Below are 17,133 nucleotides of genomic sequence, written 5' to 3' on the forward strand. Positions count from 1 at the left end.
TTCCTGCTGGAGTACAAACTGTTCGAGCCCGCCTTCTACGCCACCGACGTGCCCGACTGGGGCACCGCGTACGCGCACTGCGTCAAACTCGGCCCCAAGGCGCAGGTGGTGGTGGACACCGGGCACCACGCGCCGGGCACCAACATCGAGTTCATCGTGGCGTTCCTGCTGCGCGAGGGCAAGCTCGGCGGCTTCGACTTCAACTCCCGCTTCTACGCCGACGACGACCTCATGGTGGGCGCTGCCGATCCGTTCCAGCTTTTCCGGATCATGTACGAGGTGGTGCGGGGCGGCGGGCTGGAGGCGGCGGCCGGGGTGGCGTTCATGCTGGATCAGTGCCACAACATCGAGCCCAAGATCCCGGGTCAGATCCGCTCGGTCATGAACGTGCAGGAGGCCACCGCCAAGGCGCTGCTGGTGGACCGCGACGCGCTGGCCGCCGCCCAGTCCGAGGGCGACGTGCTGGGCGCCAACGGCGTGTTCATGGACGCCTACAACACCGACGTGCGGCCGCTGCTGGCGGAACTGCGCGAGGAGCAGGGCCTCGCGCCCGACCCGATGGCCGCCTACGCCAAATCCGGATATTTCCAGAAGATCGCCGCCGAGCGCGTCGGCGGGCAGCAGGCTGGCTGGGGGGCCTAGCACCATCGTTGACGTCAACAACACTGCTCGAACCAATCGGACTGCCTGGGCTCCGACCCGCGCAACACCAACTGGGCCGGCGCGCCTCTGTCACGCCGGTACCGAGGCCTTTCACCACCGGTGCCCGGCAGACTGACTATGGACTGTGCCCCACCGTGTGCACTGCCGTTCCAGCACCTGCTCCCTCTCACGACTTCCTGCGAGTCCTCACCAACTAGGTTGACCCTCGACCGCAGCGATGACCAGGTGCCCCAGAACACACGGATCTCGTTCATCAAGCGCAGCTTGTCGGCCCAGCCCCGTCATCGACGGTGACCTCTGGAACAATGCCGTAAAAGCGAGGCCCTCAGGTCCATGGAGGCAGCTCTCCATCCCAAGCTGCCGCCCAAGGCTGAACAGCCGCCTTGAGCTCGTACAATCGGACCACGCCTCGGAAATGGAGTTTCATGGTCACGTCTGGTCGACGACGACGAGTGACGATCTCAGACGTGGCGAGTCACGCGCAGGTTTCCGTCACCGCGGTGTCCAAGGTGATACGCAACGCCTCCGGTGTCAGCCCGGCTATGAAGGACCGTGTGAAGACGGCCATCGAGGAGCTCGGCTACCGGCCGCAGGCGGTGGCCCGGGGGATGCGCGGACGCACCTTCACGATCGGCCTGGTGCTGCCCCACATCAGAAACCCTTTCTTCGCTGACATCCTCGACGGCCTTACGGAGTATCTGGAGAAGACCGACTATCAGGCGTTCATGATCCAGGGCGGCAGCACTCGCAAAGTCGAGAAGCGGGCTGTCGACGCCCTCATGGACCGCCAGGTGGACGGCATCATCATGGTGGCCCCTCTCGCCTCGAAGGGCCGGTTGGAGGAGGTGGCGAGGGAAAAGCCCATCGTGGTGCTGGCACGGCACGAGCGCTCGTCGTACTACGACTCGGTATACGACGACGACGAAGCGGGCGCCGAACTCGTCGTGAACCACCTGATCGAGCTGGGGCACCGCCACATCGCGCACATCACGCACCAGGACGACAGCATCGCCCGGCCAGGAGACCTCCTGCACAACATACGGTCGGCGACGTATGAACGTGTCATGCGCGAGCACGGGCTCGCCGACAAGATCGCCGTCGTGACCAGCTTCTACAACGAGAAGGGCGGCTACGAGGGGGCGCGTGAGTTGCTCAGCGGTACCCCCCAGCCCACGGCGATCTTCGCGGGAGCCGATCAGGCGGCGCTCGGCGCGCTTGCCGCGGTCTTCGAGGCCGGCCTGTCCGTCCCAGGGGACGTCTCGGTCGCCGGCTACGACAACACCCACCTGGCAGCCTTGCCCAACATCGCGCTTACCAGCGTCGATCAGGACGGCGCCGAGATGGGCCGGGCCGCGGGCAAGCTGCTGCTGGAACGCATCGAAGGCCGCATGACACCGGTGCGCTTTTCCGTCACCCCCAGCCTGGTCGTCCGCAATTCCACGGCCGCGCCGAAGGATCCGACCGCTGGTGAGACGTCACCGTAACTCGCCAGAGTCTGCTCAGGTGCACGTGTCGATGCCCCATCTGATCGACGTGCTGTATCCACTGTGGCTCCGCTCGTCCTGATTGCGCGCAACCTGTTCCGTACCGCACTAAGGTCTTCGCGCTCGACGCCGTCTTCGCGTCACCTGCGCCGGACTGCCCACTCAAAGAAACGTTACCTAACACGGGTAGGGACTATCGGGCCTATCTGCAAAAAAGGCGGATACCGTTACCCATATGCACTCTTGACACCCTCTCCCGCAACGCCTACGTTAACCGCATCGGGGAGTCGCTTAAAACGATTCAATCATCTGGAGGGGTGTGTGAAGACCTCCCACCGCACGCTTGCCACAGCCCTAGCCGTGCTCGCAACGGCGGCCCTCACCTCGTGCGGATCCGGTGCCGAGCCTGCCGCCGACGGCACCGTGACCCTGTCCTTCATGACTGGCAGCGACCAGTCGACCGTGGACACCTCTAAGGCGCTGGCCAACGCGTTCATGAAGGCCAATCCCACCATCAAGATCGAAGTCGAGCACCAGCCAGGCGGCAGCGAGGGTGACAATGTCATCAAGACCCGGCTGGCCACCGGTGAGATGACGGACGTGTTCTGGTACAACTCCGGCTCGCTGCTGCAGGCGCTCAACCCGGCCCAGACTCTCGTCGACCTGACCGGCGATCCCGTGCTGGCCAACGTCCAGGAAGACTACCTGCCCGTCGTCACCCAAGGCGGCAAGGTGTTCGGTGTCCCGGCCACCACGCTCACGGGCGGCGGCATCCTGTACAACCGCAAGGTCTACGACAAGCTCGGCCTGCAGGTGCCCAAGACGTGGGCCGAGTTCATGGCCAACAATGACAAGATCAAGGCGGCCGGCATCACGCCGATGATCGGCACCTTCAAGGACACCTGGACCTCCCAGATCTTCGTGCTGGCGGACTACTACAACGTGCAGTCCGCGGCGCCGACCTTCGCCCAGGACTACACCGCGGGCAAGGTCAAGTACGCGAGCACGCCCGCCGCTCTCGGTGGCTTCCAGCACCTGGCCGACGTGCATGCCAAGGACTATCTGAACAAGGGTTACGGGTCGGCCACTCTCGACCAGGGCCTGAAGCTGCTGGTCGAGGGCAAGGGCGCACACTACGCGATGCTCAGCGGCCTCCTTCCGCCCCTGTTGGCCACCTACCCGCAGACGGCGACCGACGTCGGCTTCTTCGGCGTTCCCGGCACTGACGTCGCCAAGAACGGCGCCACCGTCTGGGAGCCCGCGGCGATCTACATCGCCAAGACCACCGAGCACCTGGACGCGGCCAAGAAGTTCCTGGCCTTCGTCGCCTCGCCGGCGGGCACCGAAGCGGTCACCGCGGCCGTGCCGCCGTCAGGCCCATATCGTGTCAAGGGCTCCAAGCTGCCCGAGGACGCCCTCCAGGTGGCCAAGGACCTGCAGATCTACATTGACAACAAGGCGACCGCGCCGGCGCTGGAGTTCCTGTCGCCCATCAAGGGCCCGTCGCTGGAGCAGATCACGGTTGCCGTCGGCTCTGGCCTGACCCCACCCGCCGAGGCCGCGGCCCAGTACGACCAAGATGTGGAGAAGCAGGCCAAGCAACTAGGGCTCGCCGGATGGTGACCCAGGCCAATGCCGGGTGCCGCAGAGGGCCCGGCGTGCCGCCCAGACAGCGGCACGCCCGCCCGGGTGCCAAGCGCAAGTCGGCCTACCCGTACACGCTGTACGCACCCGCCGCCGTGATCTATGTGGTGATTTTTCTCGTACCGACGGTCATGGCGTTCTACTTCGCGCTCACCCGCTGGACCCTGTTCGACAGCACCTTCGTCGGCCTGGACAACTTCCGCGACTTCCTGGCAGAGCAGAATCTGCGCATCGGCTTTCAGAACACCGTGATCTACGCCGTGGTCACCAGCGGCCTGAAGGTCGTGCTAGGGCTGCTGCTGGGGGTACTTCTCACCTCGAAGCTACGCCTTCGCGGCTTCCTGCGCTCGGTGGTGTTCTTCCCCGTGCTGGTGTCCACCGTGGCGGTCGGCATCACCTTCAGCGCCCTGCTACGCCCGGACACGGGACTGGTCAACAAGGTCCTGGCGGTGGTGGGCATCAACGGAGCGGACTGGCTCGGTGACGCCACCACTGCGCTGCTGTCGGTGGCGCTGGTGGACGTGTGGAAGGGCGTGGGCCTGGCCACCGTCATCTACATCGCCGGCATCATGTCGATTCCCCGCGACTACTACCAGGCGGTCGCGGTCGACGGTGGCACCGCCTGGCACCGCTTTCGCCATGTCACCCTGCCGCTGAGCTGGCCCGCCACGTACTCGATGATCATCTTGTCGTTCATCGGCGGGCTGCGTTCCTTCGACCTGATCTGGACGATGACCAGGGGCGGGCCCGGCTTCACCAGCGACACCATCGCCTCGATCATCTACAAGCAGTACCAGGCCGGCTTCTTCGGCCTGTCCACCGCGGGCAACGTGCTGCTGTTCGTCATCGTCACGGCCATCGCCGTGCCCCTCAATTACGTCCTGGGCAAGAGGCAGGTTGCCCTATGAGAGCGCTCAAGAGCATCGGCGCGGAGACGATCGCGTTCGTCCTGGCCACCGTCATCTTCCTGGTGCCGTTCTCGTTCATGCTGCTGACCGCGGTCAAGGACCAGGTCCAAGCGGCTGATCTGGATTTCGCGTGGCCGACGAGCTGGCCGATCGTGCAGAATTTCGTGGCGGTGATCGAAGCCCGCGACTACGTGCTGCTGCGTGCCTTCGTCAACAGCACGATCCTCACGGTCGCTTCTGTCGCACTGATCGTCATCTTCGCCGCCATGGCGGCGTTCGTGCTCCAGCGGCGGGTCGGGAAGATCGGGTCGCTGGCGAACTTTCTGGTGTTGTCCGGGCTGATCATTCCGCCCGCGATCGTGCCCACCATCTGGCTGCTGCAGGCGATCGGCCTGTTCAAGAGCCTGCCGGGGCTGATCCTCGTCGAGGTCGCCTATGGGCTGTCGTACGCGGTGCTGCTGTTCCGCGCGTTCATCGCAGCCATCCCGCGGGAGCTGGACGAGGCGGCCCAGATCGACGGGTGCAGCGGCCTGCGGCTGTTCTTCCGGGTGATCTTCCCGCTGCTGCGGCCGGTCACCATCACGGTCATCCTGACCACGTCGGTGGCCGTCTTCAACGACTTCGTCAACCCGCTGTACTTCACCCCGGGCGACGAGAACGCCACCGTGCAGATCACCCTCTACAACTTCCAGAGCCAGTACAGCACCCAGTGGAACCTGCTGTTCATGGACATCGTCCTGATCACGATCCCGCCGCTGCTGATGTTCGTCTTCTTCAACCGCAAGATCGTCGCCGGCATGACCGCCGGCGCCATCAAGGGATGACATGACCTTCCTCCACGTCGAACCGGTCACCTTCGAGCACCACCGGGAACCCCTCGGCATCGGCGAACGCGCCCCGCGCCTGTCCTGGATCACCCAGACTGACATCCCCGGCTGGCTCCAGCGGGCGTACGAGATCGAACTCGATGACGGCGACCGCACCGGCCTGATCGAATCGGCGGACTCGGTGCTCGTCGCCTGGCCGGGCGAACCCCTGCAGTCCCGCCAACGGCGTGCCGCCCGCGTACGCGTCCACGGCCACGACGGCTCGGCCAGCGACTGGAGCTCCTGGTCCTGGGTGGAGACGGGGCTGTTGGACCCCGCCGACTGGCAGGCGAGCGCGGCGGCCCCGCCGCGCGACCTCCTCGCCGACCCCGACGGGCCGGCGCTGCTGCTGCGTTGTACCTTCACCCTGCGCGGCCCCATCGCGCAAGCCCGCCTGTACGTGAGCGCGCACGGCACGTACGAGATCGAACTCAACGGCCGCGTGGTCGGCGACGATGTGCTCGCCCCCGGCTGGAGCAGTTACCACCACCGCCTGCGCTATCGCACCCATGACGTCACCGCCCTCCTGGCCGACGGCGGCAACGCCATCGGTGCGACCCTGGCCGACGGCTGGTATCGCGGCCGCGTCGGCTTCCGCGGCGGCAGGTCCGCGATCTACGGGGATCGAACCGCGCTGATCGCCCAACTGGAGATCACCTACGCCGACGGCACGACGGACACCATCGTCACCGATGGCGCCTGGCGCTGCTCCATGGGCCCGGTCACCGCGGCCAGCCTGTACGACGGCGAGAAGCACGACGCCCGCCTGCTCCCGGCCGGTTGGTCCGAGGCCGACTTCGACGACCACGCCTGGCTGCCCGCCGACGCCCTGCCGCACGACCCTGCGCTGCTGGTCGCGCCAACAGGCCCGCCGGTGCGCCGGACCGAGACTCTCCGCCCGGTCGAGGTGCTGACCGGTCCATCCGGCGAGACCGTCCTCGACTTCGGCCAGAACATCGCCGGCCGCCTGCGCATCCGCGTCCAGGGCCCGGCAGGCCACACCGTCACCCTCCGCCACGCCGAGGTCCTGGAGAACGGCGCACTGAGCCTGCGCCCCCTGCGTCACGCCGCCGCGCTGGACGAGTACACGCTGCGTGGCGACGACGAGCCGGAGACCTTCGAGCCGCGCTTCACCACGCACGGCTTCCGCTACGCCCAGATTGACGACTGGCCCGGGGAACTGAACCCGGACCACGTGCTCGCCATCGTCTGCCACACCGACATGCGGCCCATCAGCGAGTTCAACTGCTCGAACCCGCTGCTGAACCGGCTGCACGACAACGTCCGCTGGAGCATGCGCGGCAACTACGTCGACCTGCCCACCGACTGCCCGCAGCGCGACGAGCGCCTCGGCTGGACCGGCGACATCCAGGTCTTCGCCCCCACGGCCGCCTTCCTCTACGACTGCGCGGGACCGCTCGCCTCCTGGCTCGCCGACCTGTCCGCCGAGCAGAGTGAACACGGCACCGTCCCCGTCTTCGTGCCCTGGATCTCGCTCGAAACCGCTTCGGACGCCGTCCCGGCGGCCGCCTGGGGTGATGCGGCCGTGGTGGTGCCCTGGACGATCTATCAGCGGACCGGCGACCTCGACCTGCTGCGCGCCCAGTACGGGAGCATGAGCTCCTGGGTGAACCACATCGCACACCTGGCGGGGGAGACCCTTCTGTGGGACACCGGATTTCAGTACGGGGACTGGCTGGACCCGACGGCCCCACCTGGTAATCCCTTCGAGGCGCAAACCGATACGGGCCTGGTCGCCACCGCCTACCTGGCCTACTCCGCAGGCATTGTCGCCGAAACCGCCGGCCTGCTCGGCCACGCCGACGACGCCGCCCGCTACCGGCATCTGGCCGACCAGGTCAGGGGAGCTTTCGATACCGCCTATGCGACCCATGACGGCAAGGTGACCAGCGACTCTCAGACCGCCTACGCTCTTGCCCTCCGGTTCGGCCTCCTGCAGGGCACACAACGCCGGGTCCGCGCCGGCGAGCGCCTGACGCAACTCGTCCGCGAAAACGGTCACCGTATCGGCACCGGTTTCGTCGGCACTCCGCTCATCTGTGACGCCCTCACCGATGTGGGCGCCATCGATGACGCCTACCGGCTGCTGCTGCAGACCGAGTGCCCGTCCTGGCTGTACCCGGTCACCATGGGCGCCACCACCATCTGGGAGCGCTGGGACAGCCTGCTGCCCGACGGCTCCGTCAACCCCGGCGAAATGACCTCCTTCAACCATTACGCGCTCGGCGCGGTCGCCGACTGGATGCACCGCACCGTCGCCGGGCTGGCTCCGGCCGCGCCCGGCTACCGCCGGCTCCTCGTCCGACCGCGCCCCGGAGGCGGCCTCACCCATGCCTGCGCGAGCCTCGCCACCCCCTACGGCCGGGCCGAGGTCAGCTGGACACGCGACGGCGAGCAGCTGGCCCTGGTCGTCGTCGTCCCGCCGAACACCACCGCCGCGGTCCACCTGCCCAGCGACCCGGACAATGCCATCGAGGCGGACGCGGGACGCCATGTCTTCCGCTGCGTGCTCGGCCAGGCGGCCGGATGATCCGACATCATGACATCGACCACGCGGGACTGACCCTACGCTTCACACTGCACATCCCCGACAGTCGTCCGGCGACTCGCTGGCCGACGGTGGTGTTCGTCCACGGGTTCGCCAACAACCGCATGGAGAACCGTTCGTTCGTCCTGATGTCGCGGCTGCTGGAGAGTTCCGGTGTCGCCTCGGTCCGGTTCGATCTGTCCGGGCACGGGGAGAGCGACGGCGACTTCTTCGACGTCACCATCACCAGGGAGATCGCCGAAACCCGGGCGGTCGTGCGCGCCGTGCGCGCCCTCGACTTCGCCGACCCCGACCGTATCGCCCTTGTCGGAATGAGCATGGGTGGCGTCGTGGCAGGCATCGTGGCAGCAGAAGAGCCCGGCATCCGTGCCGCCTGCCTGTGGTCCCCGGCCGCCGTGGCCCCCTTCGAAGTGTGCACCGGGTACCTGAAGGGCCGAGACATCGGTGCCGAGATCCGCGACAAGGGATATTTCGACGCCGACGGTCACCGGATGAGCCCCGCCCTCGTCGAGGACATCGCCGGCCTCGACGTCTACGGCCGCGCCTGCGCCTATGAAGGGCCGGTGCGCATCATCCACGGCGACCGGGACGACATCGCTCCCCTTACCTACGCCCGCCGCTATCTCGACTACTACCACGGCAACGCCGAACTCGAGGTTGTCAACGGCGCCGACCATGGCTGGAGCACCGTGCCGCACCGCACCCGGCTGCACCAGTCCACCTTGGACTTCCTGCGCGAGCACCTGGAGCCTTCTCCATGATGATCGACAGAAGCTGGACCTCGACAGAAGATCCCTAGCCGGGCAGGACATCCAGGGACGGCCCGCGGTGCCGCAGATCGGCTGCATGCCTCGATGATCCTGCCACTGAGGATGCGTGCGGTGGCCCCGGACCTGCTGAGCTTCCCCGAGCACCCAACCGCTAGGCCGTTGATCCAAGACGCTGCCGTCAAGCACATCAGCTCCAGGCCCGGTCCCCGAGATGTGGGCTCCCGAGAGACCGGGCGGATCTGCATGCGATGGGCAATCGTGCTGTGAAGCCAGCCTGCGTTCCTAGATAAGCGGGCAGCTGTTGCGGTACTGCGAAATTCCGTCCCGATTGGTCAACGGACACAGGAACTGGCTGTAGCGGACGTCATCGTCGATGAATATCTTCATCCAGGGGATCATGGTGCGCGCGAGCGTGGTGCTCGGCTGCCCGATGTAGTTGTGACCGGCGCCGGCGATCTCGATATACGCCTTCTCGGTCGTCGCCGGCATGGTGTTGTACATGGTGGTCAGGCGCGACGGAGGCACCAAGGTGTCATTCTGCATCGCGTAGACGAGGGTCGGGACTCGATCGGTGGACAGGTTTCCCGAGGGCAGATAGGGCGCGTTCCCGATAGCGGCCTGAAGGGAGGGGCGCCGCAAGGCCGCGTCGAGGGCACCGCCTCCGCCCATGGAGTGCCCGGCTACGGCCAGCCGGCCGGCGTCGACCCGGCCTCGTACTGAACTGCGTTGAGTCAGGTAGTCCAGTGCCGCGAGCAGCTGTGTGCCACGGCTGACAGGGCTGTCGTTGAGGTTGTTGGTCTCGATGCCGAACACGACGAAACCTTGAGAGGCCAACCGAGGCCCCAGCCAGGCGATGCCGGGCCACGTGCCGTTGAGACCGGGAGAGATGGCTATCGCGCCGAAGGTGCCCTGATCGGTGGCTGTCGGGTAATAGATTGTCCCGCCACCGTATGACCGCACCAATGTCCAGGTGTCAAGGGCGCTATAGTGATCGTTCATCCCATTTGGGTGAGGTGAGGCTATGATCGGCGCGCATTGAGGCCCGCGTATCGCCCAGTTAACGCGCTATTGCACGCGCGCGTGGCCGCCTATGGTCGGAAACTCTGAACGCTTCTTCCGGTCGTTGGAGAGAGAGCACGTGAGCGACCCCGCTCGCATCCTTTCGATAGGTGACTTGCGTACCGGTGCCGTCCGAATGCTGTTGGGGCAAGCCGGCGTCGCGCTGCACGCCACTCCGATCGCTGAACGCGGTGCCGCTACCGTCTTCCCCCGGCGGACGGCGACCTATGAGGCAACGTTGCTTAGCAGAACAAGCCTTCGGTGATTTCATCTGCGAGAAGACTGGAAACCGTTACTCAAGTAGTGCCTTGACACCCCCTCGCCCAACGCCTACGTTATCCGCATCGGGGAGTCGTTTAAAACGATTCAATAACCTGGAGGGACCTGTGAGAACCTCCCACCGCACGGTCGGCATGGCTATGGCCGTGCTCGCAACGGCGGCCCTGACCTCCTGCGGCTCCGGCTCCGGCTCGGAGCCCGTTGCCAGCGGCACCGTGACCCTGTCCTTCTTGACAGGTTCCGACCAGACGGCCGTGGACACCTCGAAGGCGCTGGTCGATGCGTTCATGAAGGCCAATCCCACCATCAAGATCGAGACAGAGACGCGGCCGGGTGGCAGTGAGGGCGACAATGTCATCAAGACCCGGTTGTCCACCGGCGAGATGACGGACGTCTTCTGGTACAACTCCGGCTCGTTGCTGCAGGCGCTGAACCCGGCGCAGACCCTCGTTGACCTGACCGGCGACCCGGTTCTGGCCAACGTCCAGACCGACTATCTGCCTGTCGTGACGCAGGAGAACAAGGTGTACGGCGTTCCGGCCGCCTCGCTGACCGGCGGCGGCATTCTGTACAACCGCAAGGTCTACGAGCAGCTCAAGCTGGAGGTCCCCAAGACCTGGGCCGAGTTCATGGCCAATAACGACAAGATCAAAGCGGCCGGGATCACCCCGATGATCGGCACGTACAAGGACACCTGGACCTCGCAGCTCTTCGTGCTCGCCGACTTCCACAACGTGCAGTCCGCGGTGCGGAACTTCGCGCAGGACTACACCGCAGGCAAGGCCAAGTTCGCCACCACACCCGCCGCGGCGACCGGGTTCCAGCACCTGGCCGACGTGCACGCCAAGGACTACTACAACAAGGGCTTCGGCTCGGCCACCCTCGATCAGGGTCTGAAGATGCTGGTCGAGGGCAAGGGCGCGCACTACCCGATGCTCAGCGCGCTGCTGCCGCCGCTGCTGAAGACCTATCCGCAGACGGCCACCGACGTCGGCCTGTTCGGCATCCCGGGCGATGACCCGGCCACGAGCGGTGCCACCGTCTGGGAGCCGAACGCCATCTACATCGCCAAGACCACCGAGAAACTCGACGCGGCCAAGAAGTTCCTGGTGTTCGTCGCCTCGCCGGCGGGCACCGAAGCGGTCACCGCGGCCGTGCCGCCGTCCGGGCCGTACCGCATCAAGGGCTCCAAACTGCCGGAGGACGCCCTCCAGGTGGCCAAGGACCTGCAGGTCTACATCGACAAGGGCGCCACCGCGCCGGCGCTGGAGTTCCTGTCGCCGATCAAGGGCCCGTCACTGGAGCAGATCACCGTCGCCGTGGGCTCCGGGCTGACACCGCCCGCCGAGGGCGCGGCCCAATACGACAAGGACGTGGAGAAGCAGGCCAAACAACTAGGTCTCGCAGGATGGTGACCCAGCCCCATGCCGGGCTCGAGGAGGGCCCGGCATGGCGTTTGGCCGGAAGCATGTCCGCCCAGTGCCCTTCATCCATGGTCATGGCCACGCGCCCTCGAACCGAAGGCGGAGCGGACGGCACACATTGCTTCACGCCTCGTGGCCCTGCCACCAGCTGGCGGCAGAGCGCGCCGATCAGACCATCCCTGCGATGAAGCCTTTCGATTCCATGAGGAAGTCGGCCAGATAGCCGTCGTGCGGAACGTTCGGGGCGTTCCAGTACGTCGGGTGCGCTCCTCCATAGACGTTGCGGATGCTCGGCTCGTCGATCAGCTGCTCGACCAGTCTTTCGTTGCTCACCAGAACGGTGAGCACGAGTGTGTCCTTGAACGGCTGGATTCCCGCCTCGGTGGTCCAGCCTGCCACCCACACGCAGGGGAAGGGCATCTCGGCCCGCACCTGTGCGGCATCGGGGCTTTTTACCACGAATACGGCCGGACGTACAGCCGCGCTCCCGTCGCCGAGCTCGTCGACGATTCCGTCGCCGCCGAGCAAGGGTGTGGTGCCACGGGCCACGTCGAGCAGGTGCCGCTCGAACGCCCGCGCCGCCTCGACCGGCTGTACGGGGAGCACAGCCTCTTCCGCTTCCGGTGGCAGGCTGGGCAGCGCCGCCAGGCGCTCGGCGAGAGCCGTGGCGAGTGGCAAGGGATCACCCTCGACGAAGACGGCAGTCGTGTTCGTGCATCCCGTGCCTCCGCCTCGGCTCGCCGAGTCCACGATGAGATCCAGGTGCTCGCGCCAGTCGACATCGGCACCGATCAAGATCTTCGATCGCCCCGGCCCCTGTGGCAGCACGGCCTGTGACGCGTACTTCTCGACGATGGCGTCACCGCCGTAGACCATCGACCGGTCGGCGCCGCGGATCATCTCGTCGGCGGCTTCGTACTCCCCGGGCAAGAAAACCACCTGGTCATCGCCGAAGCCGGCCATGCGAAGAGCCGAGACGAGACGGTAAGGGGTGAACGGTTCGCGGCGGGATGGCCGCACGGCGACACGGTAGCCGAGCGCCAGCGCCGCGATCCAGTCGGCATGGATGGCGGGATGGTTGCCTGCGGCGTGCACACCGAAGATCCGTCCTCGGCGAACCCACAGGGCCGTCCCGTTTTTGGCGGATGGATCGCGCCAGTGATCGACTGCCGCTGTCGGACGGGCGAACTGCGCGTAGTCGTAGGCGGCTGTGCAGTAGCGTGCCACCTTTTCTGTCGCGGCCCGCACTGTGGTGATGGCCAGCCCTGTGGCACGGCTGACGACAAGCTGGTACTCCTCGACGGTGAGTCCGCCGATCGTTGCCGACCGGAACAGATCGCCGGCTTGGGCCAGCGCGGCCAGCCTCTGTTCGATCGGGGCGTCTCGGCCTTGCGCAGCGCCGACAGGGTGCGCGAGACGTACGGGACCGGGATCAGGCTCAGCTCGGCCAGCCCGTGGCCCGTCACATCAGTGATGGGGGCACGCCTGCGCGAGCGGTAGGCGCCGTTCGGCCCCAGCGCAGGCAGGTCGAGAAGTTCGTTGCCCGACATCGTCAGTACACACCCTCGACGACCTGGGTCCCGCTGAATTCGGCGAACGGCTCGATGTCGGCGACCGAGTCGCCGACCTGATCCGCCACCGGTTCGATCCGCGTCGCCAGGTCGCGCTCGGCGTTGTTGGGCAGCAGGAACGACATGCTGAGGTGGTTGACGACCAGCTGGCCCCGCTGCCCGTACGGCACCTTTTCGCCAGTGGCCGGGTCCACGACCGAGAATGTCACATGGGGAGAGACGGTCGGATCGAAGATGCAGACATCATCGTGGCCGAAGTCTGGACGCTCGCTGCCTCCCGCGCCGAGGGCCATCGTCGTCCCGTAACGGCCTGAAAGGTGCACGCCAGGAAAGACGTCGGTTCGGTAGAAATACCTGCTGTCGGCGTCCATGTGCGCGCCACCCCAGATGATGTGGCTCACCTTGTCGCGAATCAGTCCGACCAGGTCGTCGCGCCGCACCAGCCGTGCCAGGAGGGGAGCGGTGACGCGGAGCACAGCCACGTTCTGATCCTTGAGGACGTACGCCGCCTGATCGATGATGTGGTCCACGTAGGCGTCGACAACGGCTGTGTTGCCGGCAACGGTCTGCTTCTTCACCCATCTCGGGTCTAGGTCGACGCCGAACACCGCGATTCCGTTCCCGTAATCGGCCGCCGCTCGCTTCATCTGCTCGAACGCGCCATGCGGTCCGCTGGGAAAGAGTGTCAGCCACCCCTTGTCCTTGGGCGTGTTGGCCTTCCCCAGCACAGACGACTCACTGGCCGCCAGCCGGGTGGCGAATTCACGCAACAAGGGAATTCTTTTGGGGGCGCCGGTCGTGCCGCCGCTCTCGATGACTCCCACAATATCGGGGCGCGGGCCGAACCCCCGCGGAATGAGCATCTCTACGGGCACATCCCGCAGCTCGTCCGTGACATTGGGAAACAGGCGCAGATCTTCAAATGATTTGATGTCGGCGCGAGGATCGAATTCCAAGGATGAGGCCCGGTTCAGCCAGAAAGGAGTACCGGTGTCCGGATGGAAATGCCAGGCCATGGCGGCCTGGACAAATTCGTCGGGGTCCGGTGTAACCCCGGGTGGAAGATCCAGAGCGGGCGGAGGAGTTGTACTCACGGCGCCACCTCCCCTGCCTCGGAGACGATCATGTCATAACAACAGACGGTCGTCGCCATGACACAGAATGGCATGTGGAGGGACGTTACACCCTGTTCGCCGAAAATGGCAAACGACATCGTAACGCTTGACGAATTTAAAAGGTAACGTTAACGTCACTACATGGCGCCTAGCCTGTCACAGCTGCACTGGAGGCGCCAGCAGCCTGCGTGGAGGGGGCCAGGTGATGACATTAGACTTCGGGACATGACAACCGAGGGCGCCGAATCACGCCGACTTCAGCCTGCCGCAGGGATCGCGGAGGTGGCGCGCGTGGCCGGCGTCTCGAACATGACGGTGTCGCGGGTGATCAACGATCAGCCCGGCGTGGGAGCGCGGACGCGAGCGCGGATCCGCGTGATCATGGAGGAACTCAACTACCGGCCCAACTCGACCGCGCGGGCGCTGAAGACGGGTCGGCCCACCTCTATCGGCATCATCTGCTTGGCCACCACGTTGTATGGGCCCGCTGTCACGTTGTTCGGTGTGGAGCAGGCGGCACGAGCAGCCGGCTTCTCGGCGAACGTGATCAGCCTCAACGCCATCACCAAGGTCACTCTCGAGCAGGCGACGGCCCAGCTGAGGCAGCTTCCCGTCGCGGCCACGATCATCATCTCCCCCCTGAGTTCGAGCGCCGAGTCATTGCGCGACCTGCCGGACGAACCTCCCACGGTGGCGATCTGGGCGCCATCGGACTTGGACGTCTCCGTGGCAGCGGTCGATCATGAGCACGCCGCCGCAGCGGCCACCCAGCACTTGGTGTCGCTGGGTCACGAGACGGTCTGGCACGTGTCCGGCCCTCTGGGCTGGACCGGGGCCGAACATCGTGTCGCCGGATGGCGCCGCGCGTTGGAGCAAGCTGATCGTCCTGTTCCGGAGCCCGTCGAGGGAGACTGGACGGCACGCTCCGGTTTCGAGGCGGGGCTGGCCATCCTGCGAGATCGCGCCGTGACCGCGGTGTTCGCCGCCAACGACCAGATGGCGCTGGGCGTCCTGCGAGCCGCCCGGGTGCTGGGCAGACGGGTGCCGGAGGACCTGAGCGTCGTCGGCTATGACGACGGGCCGGACTCGGCGTACTACTCTCCTCCGCTGACCACGATCCGGCAGGACTTCACGCTTCTGGGGGAGCGGGCTCTCCAGCTCGCCCTGGCCAGGATCGGCCATCCGGCCCGTCCGGCGCCCGACACGCTCGTCGAACCTGAACTGGTGATCCGCGAGTCGACGGCGCCCCCTCCTCGCTGACCGAACCCTTCCGTCCACACCCCATCAGCCGCGCCAGTTACGTTAACGTTATCTTTTTTCTCCGGAAACGGGTTGACGCAGCAGATTGCGTTAACGTTAACTAACTGAGCTGCAAGCTTTCTACTGGAGAACCTGTGAAGATCACCGAAGTCGTGACCACACCGGTTGCGATCAAGTACCGCCCGGAGTATCAGGCCGACAAGCGTTATTATCCGAAGCCGCCCGAGCAGACCAATGTCATCGTGGAGATTCACACCGACGAAGGTCAGGTCGGAATCGGGGAGGCGGCACACGCTCCGGGCATTTACGGGGAGACGGCGGGTGCCACGATCGCGGGCATCGATTACGTCACCCCAGCGCTCCTCGGGCAGGATCCCCGGCAGATCACAAAGATCAATATGGGCATCGACCGGTTGTCGCCCGTCGGCAACATCGCAGCCAAGGCGGGCCTCGACATCGCTCTGCACGACCTGGTCGGCAAGATTCTCGGCGTGCCGGTCTATCAGCTTCTCGGCGGGCGCGTGCACGAGTCCGTAAAAACTCACATCACCCCGGCGACCTACGAGGACACCGCCAGTGACCTGCTAGAGTTGATCGACAAAGGTTATCGTGCGTTCAAGCAGAAGATGAGCGGCGATACGGAATACGATCTCGCGTTGATCGAATCTCTTCTTGATCGGGTGCCCGATCACGTGGTGCTCAGTCTGGATGTCAACCAGGGCTGGAGCGTCAAAGAGACCCTGGACGTCATCAGCGTCCTCGAGCGGCGCGCAAAATTCCCCAGAAACGTCATTCTTGAACAACCCATCGACGGCGCGGACATCCGAGGTGCCGCCCGCATCAGAAATGCCACCGCAATCCCTATCATGTTGGACGACGGAATTCGTACGGCAGCAGACCTCCAGCGCATTCTCGACGCCGAGGCCGCTGACATCGTGAGCCTGAAGATCAGCCGTGTCGGCGGCATTCAGCGCTGCCTGCAGATGATCAAAATGGCGGAAGCCACGAATGTGTCGTACATCGTGGACGAGATCAATGAGATGCGGGTGGCCAACACCGCCGTCGCCCATCTCGCCCTCGCCTCGAAGTCGCCCCTGTACACGGGCGTCGCCTGCCACCTCCTCTTGGAGACCGACATCGTCACCAGTGGCGGAGTGTGGATCGAGGACGGTGAGGCGCACGTCAACGATCGCCCCGGCCTGGGTATCGACGGGCTGGATCTGTCCACCGTCGCCTTGCCGCGGGCCGCGTAGCGCACGCTCATGAGACAAGTACGCATCGGGGTCACCGAGAAGAATCGCAATCCGTACTGGGACATGGTGAACGCGGGCTGGCTGGACGCCGCGGCCAAGCTTGACCTGTCGGTCGAGATAGCCGCGCCGGAAAGCGAGGACATACACCGGTTGAATTCGTAGAGTCGGTCATGGTTTTGCCGGGGTGTCGAGGGTGAGACCGGTCTGGGTCAGGCAGCCGGTGAGCAGGTGGGGCCGGTACTGGATCTTCTTCAGCTTGCGTTTGATG

General features: G+C 65.7%; 13 protein-coding genes and 1 pseudogene. 11 read left to right on the forward strand and 3 right to left on the reverse strand.

Annotated elements, in window-relative coordinates; all coding sequences use genetic code 11:
• From ITP53_RS44285 to ITP53_RS44315, 7 genes and pseudogenes are all read left to right on the forward strand, one after another.
• Positions 1 to 642: pseudogene (locus tag ITP53_RS44285) on the forward strand (L-rhamnose isomerase); the annotation flags it as partial.
• Between the two features lie 446 nt (positions 643 to 1,088).
• Entirely contained in the window at positions 1,089 to 2,147 is a 1,059-nt protein-coding gene (locus ITP53_RS44290; protein ID WP_195901475.1) for a LacI family DNA-binding transcriptional regulator, read from the forward strand.
• Positions 2,148 to 2,585: 438 nt separating this feature from the next.
• Positions 2,586 to 3,770 (forward strand): ABC transporter substrate-binding protein, encoded by a 1,185-nt coding sequence (locus ITP53_RS44295; protein ID WP_207757297.1) that lies wholly within the window; start codon positions 2,586 to 2,588, stop codon positions 3,768 to 3,770.
• A 35-nt stretch (positions 3,771 to 3,805) separates the two neighbouring features.
• The gene (locus ITP53_RS44300) at positions 3,806 to 4,699 is read left to right on the forward strand and encodes a carbohydrate ABC transporter permease (protein ID WP_207757298.1); all 894 of its coding nucleotides are present in this window, start codon (positions 3,806 to 3,808) and stop codon (positions 4,697 to 4,699) included.
• Positions 4,696 to 5,523 carry a carbohydrate ABC transporter permease gene (locus tag ITP53_RS44305; protein WP_195901478.1) on the forward strand — a complete coding sequence of 276 codons (828 nt, stop codon included), beginning with the start codon at positions 4,696 to 4,698 and terminating at the stop codon, positions 5,521 to 5,523. Before ITP53_RS44300 ends, ITP53_RS44305 begins: the two co-directional genes overlap by 4 nt.
• Position 5,524: 1 nt before the next feature.
• The gene (locus ITP53_RS44310) at positions 5,525 to 8,116 is read left to right on the forward strand and encodes a glycoside hydrolase family 78 protein (protein WP_195901479.1); all 2,592 of its coding nucleotides are present in this window, start codon (positions 5,525 to 5,527) and stop codon (positions 8,114 to 8,116) included.
• Complete coding sequence (locus tag ITP53_RS44315) at positions 8,113 to 8,895, forward strand: alpha/beta hydrolase family protein (RefSeq protein ID WP_195901480.1); 783 nt, start codon at positions 8,113 to 8,115, stop codon at positions 8,893 to 8,895. Before ITP53_RS44310 ends, ITP53_RS44315 begins: the two co-directional genes overlap by 4 nt.
• A gap of 291 nt (positions 8,896 to 9,186) precedes the next feature.
• On the opposite strand, the gene ITP53_RS44320 is transcribed toward ITP53_RS44315, so the two are convergent.
• On the reverse strand, positions 9,187 to 9,903 hold the full coding sequence (locus ITP53_RS44320) for a dienelactone hydrolase family protein (RefSeq protein ID WP_195901481.1): 717 nt from the start codon (positions 9,901 to 9,903) through the stop codon (positions 9,187 to 9,189).
• A 446-nt stretch (positions 9,904 to 10,349) separates the two neighbouring features.
• On the opposite strand from ITP53_RS44320, the gene ITP53_RS44325 reads away from it, so the two are divergent.
• Positions 10,350 to 11,657, forward strand: a complete 1,308-nt coding sequence (locus ITP53_RS44325) for an ABC transporter substrate-binding protein (protein WP_207757299.1) — start codon at positions 10,350 to 10,352, stop codon at positions 11,655 to 11,657.
• A gap of 177 nt (positions 11,658 to 11,834) precedes the next feature.
• Here ITP53_RS44325 and ITP53_RS44330 read toward each other — a convergent pair whose 3' ends face one another.
• Positions 11,835 to 13,040: an aldehyde dehydrogenase family protein gene (locus tag ITP53_RS44330; RefSeq protein ID WP_328817761.1), complete on the reverse strand. Its 1,206-nt coding sequence runs from the start codon at positions 13,038 to 13,040 to the stop codon at positions 11,835 to 11,837.
• A gap of 178 nt (positions 13,041 to 13,218) precedes the next feature.
• Positions 13,219 to 14,253, reverse strand: a complete 1,035-nt coding sequence (locus ITP53_RS44335; protein WP_236051849.1) for a phenylacetate--CoA ligase family protein — start codon at positions 14,251 to 14,253, stop codon at positions 13,219 to 13,221.
• A gap of 324 nt (positions 14,254 to 14,577) precedes the next feature.
• Here ITP53_RS44335 and ITP53_RS44340 point away from each other — a divergent pair, with 324 nt between their 5' ends.
• The 3 genes from ITP53_RS44340 to ITP53_RS44350 all read left to right on the forward strand — a co-directional run bounded on the left by ITP53_RS44340 (position 14,578) and on the right by ITP53_RS44350 (position 17,027).
• Positions 14,578 to 15,612, forward strand: coding sequence for a LacI family DNA-binding transcriptional regulator (locus ITP53_RS44340; protein WP_195901483.1), 1,035 nt, complete (start codon positions 14,578 to 14,580; stop codon positions 15,610 to 15,612).
• 134 nt (positions 15,613 to 15,746) lie between these two features.
• Positions 15,747 to 16,865 carry a mandelate racemase/muconate lactonizing enzyme family protein gene (locus tag ITP53_RS44345; protein WP_195901484.1) on the forward strand — a complete coding sequence of 373 codons (1,119 nt, stop codon included), beginning with the start codon at positions 15,747 to 15,749 and terminating at the stop codon, positions 16,863 to 16,865.
• 9 nt (positions 16,866 to 16,874) lie between these two features.
• Positions 16,875 to 17,027 (forward strand): hypothetical protein, encoded by a 153-nt coding sequence (locus ITP53_RS44350; RefSeq protein WP_195901485.1) that lies wholly within the window; start codon positions 16,875 to 16,877, stop codon positions 17,025 to 17,027.
• The last annotated feature ends 106 nt before the right edge of the window (positions 17,028 to 17,133 follow it).

Origin of the sequence: Nonomuraea cypriaca, from assembly GCF_015645445.1 — a bacterium.
Classification (GTDB): Bacteria; Actinomycetota; Actinomycetes; order Streptosporangiales; family Streptosporangiaceae; genus Nonomuraea; species Nonomuraea cypriaca.

Coding starts and splice junctions, on each gene's coding strand:
- ITP53_RS44350 (WP_195901485.1), top strand. CDS start 16,875: ATGAGACAAGTACGCATCGGGGTCACCGAGAAGAATCGCAATCCGTAC.
- ITP53_RS44320 (WP_195901481.1), bottom strand. CDS start 9,903: ATGAACGATCACTATAGCGCCCTTGACACCTGGACATTGGTGCGGTCA.
- ITP53_RS44340 (WP_195901483.1), top strand. CDS start 14,578: ATGACAACCGAGGGCGCCGAATCACGCCGACTTCAGCCTGCCGCAGGG.
- ITP53_RS44335 (WP_236051849.1), bottom strand. CDS start 14,253: ATGGCCTGGCATTTCCATCCGGACACCGGTACTCCTTTCTGGCTGAAC.
- ITP53_RS44290 (WP_195901475.1), top strand. CDS start 1,089: ATGGTCACGTCTGGTCGACGACGACGAGTGACGATCTCAGACGTGGCG.
- ITP53_RS44295 (WP_207757297.1), top strand. CDS start 2,586: ATGACTGGCAGCGACCAGTCGACCGTGGACACCTCTAAGGCGCTGGCC.
- ITP53_RS44305 (WP_195901478.1), top strand. CDS start 4,696: ATGAGAGCGCTCAAGAGCATCGGCGCGGAGACGATCGCGTTCGTCCTG.
- ITP53_RS44310 (WP_195901479.1), top strand. CDS start 5,525: ATGACCTTCCTCCACGTCGAACCGGTCACCTTCGAGCACCACCGGGAA.
- ITP53_RS44315 (WP_195901480.1), top strand. CDS start 8,113: ATGATCCGACATCATGACATCGACCACGCGGGACTGACCCTACGCTTC.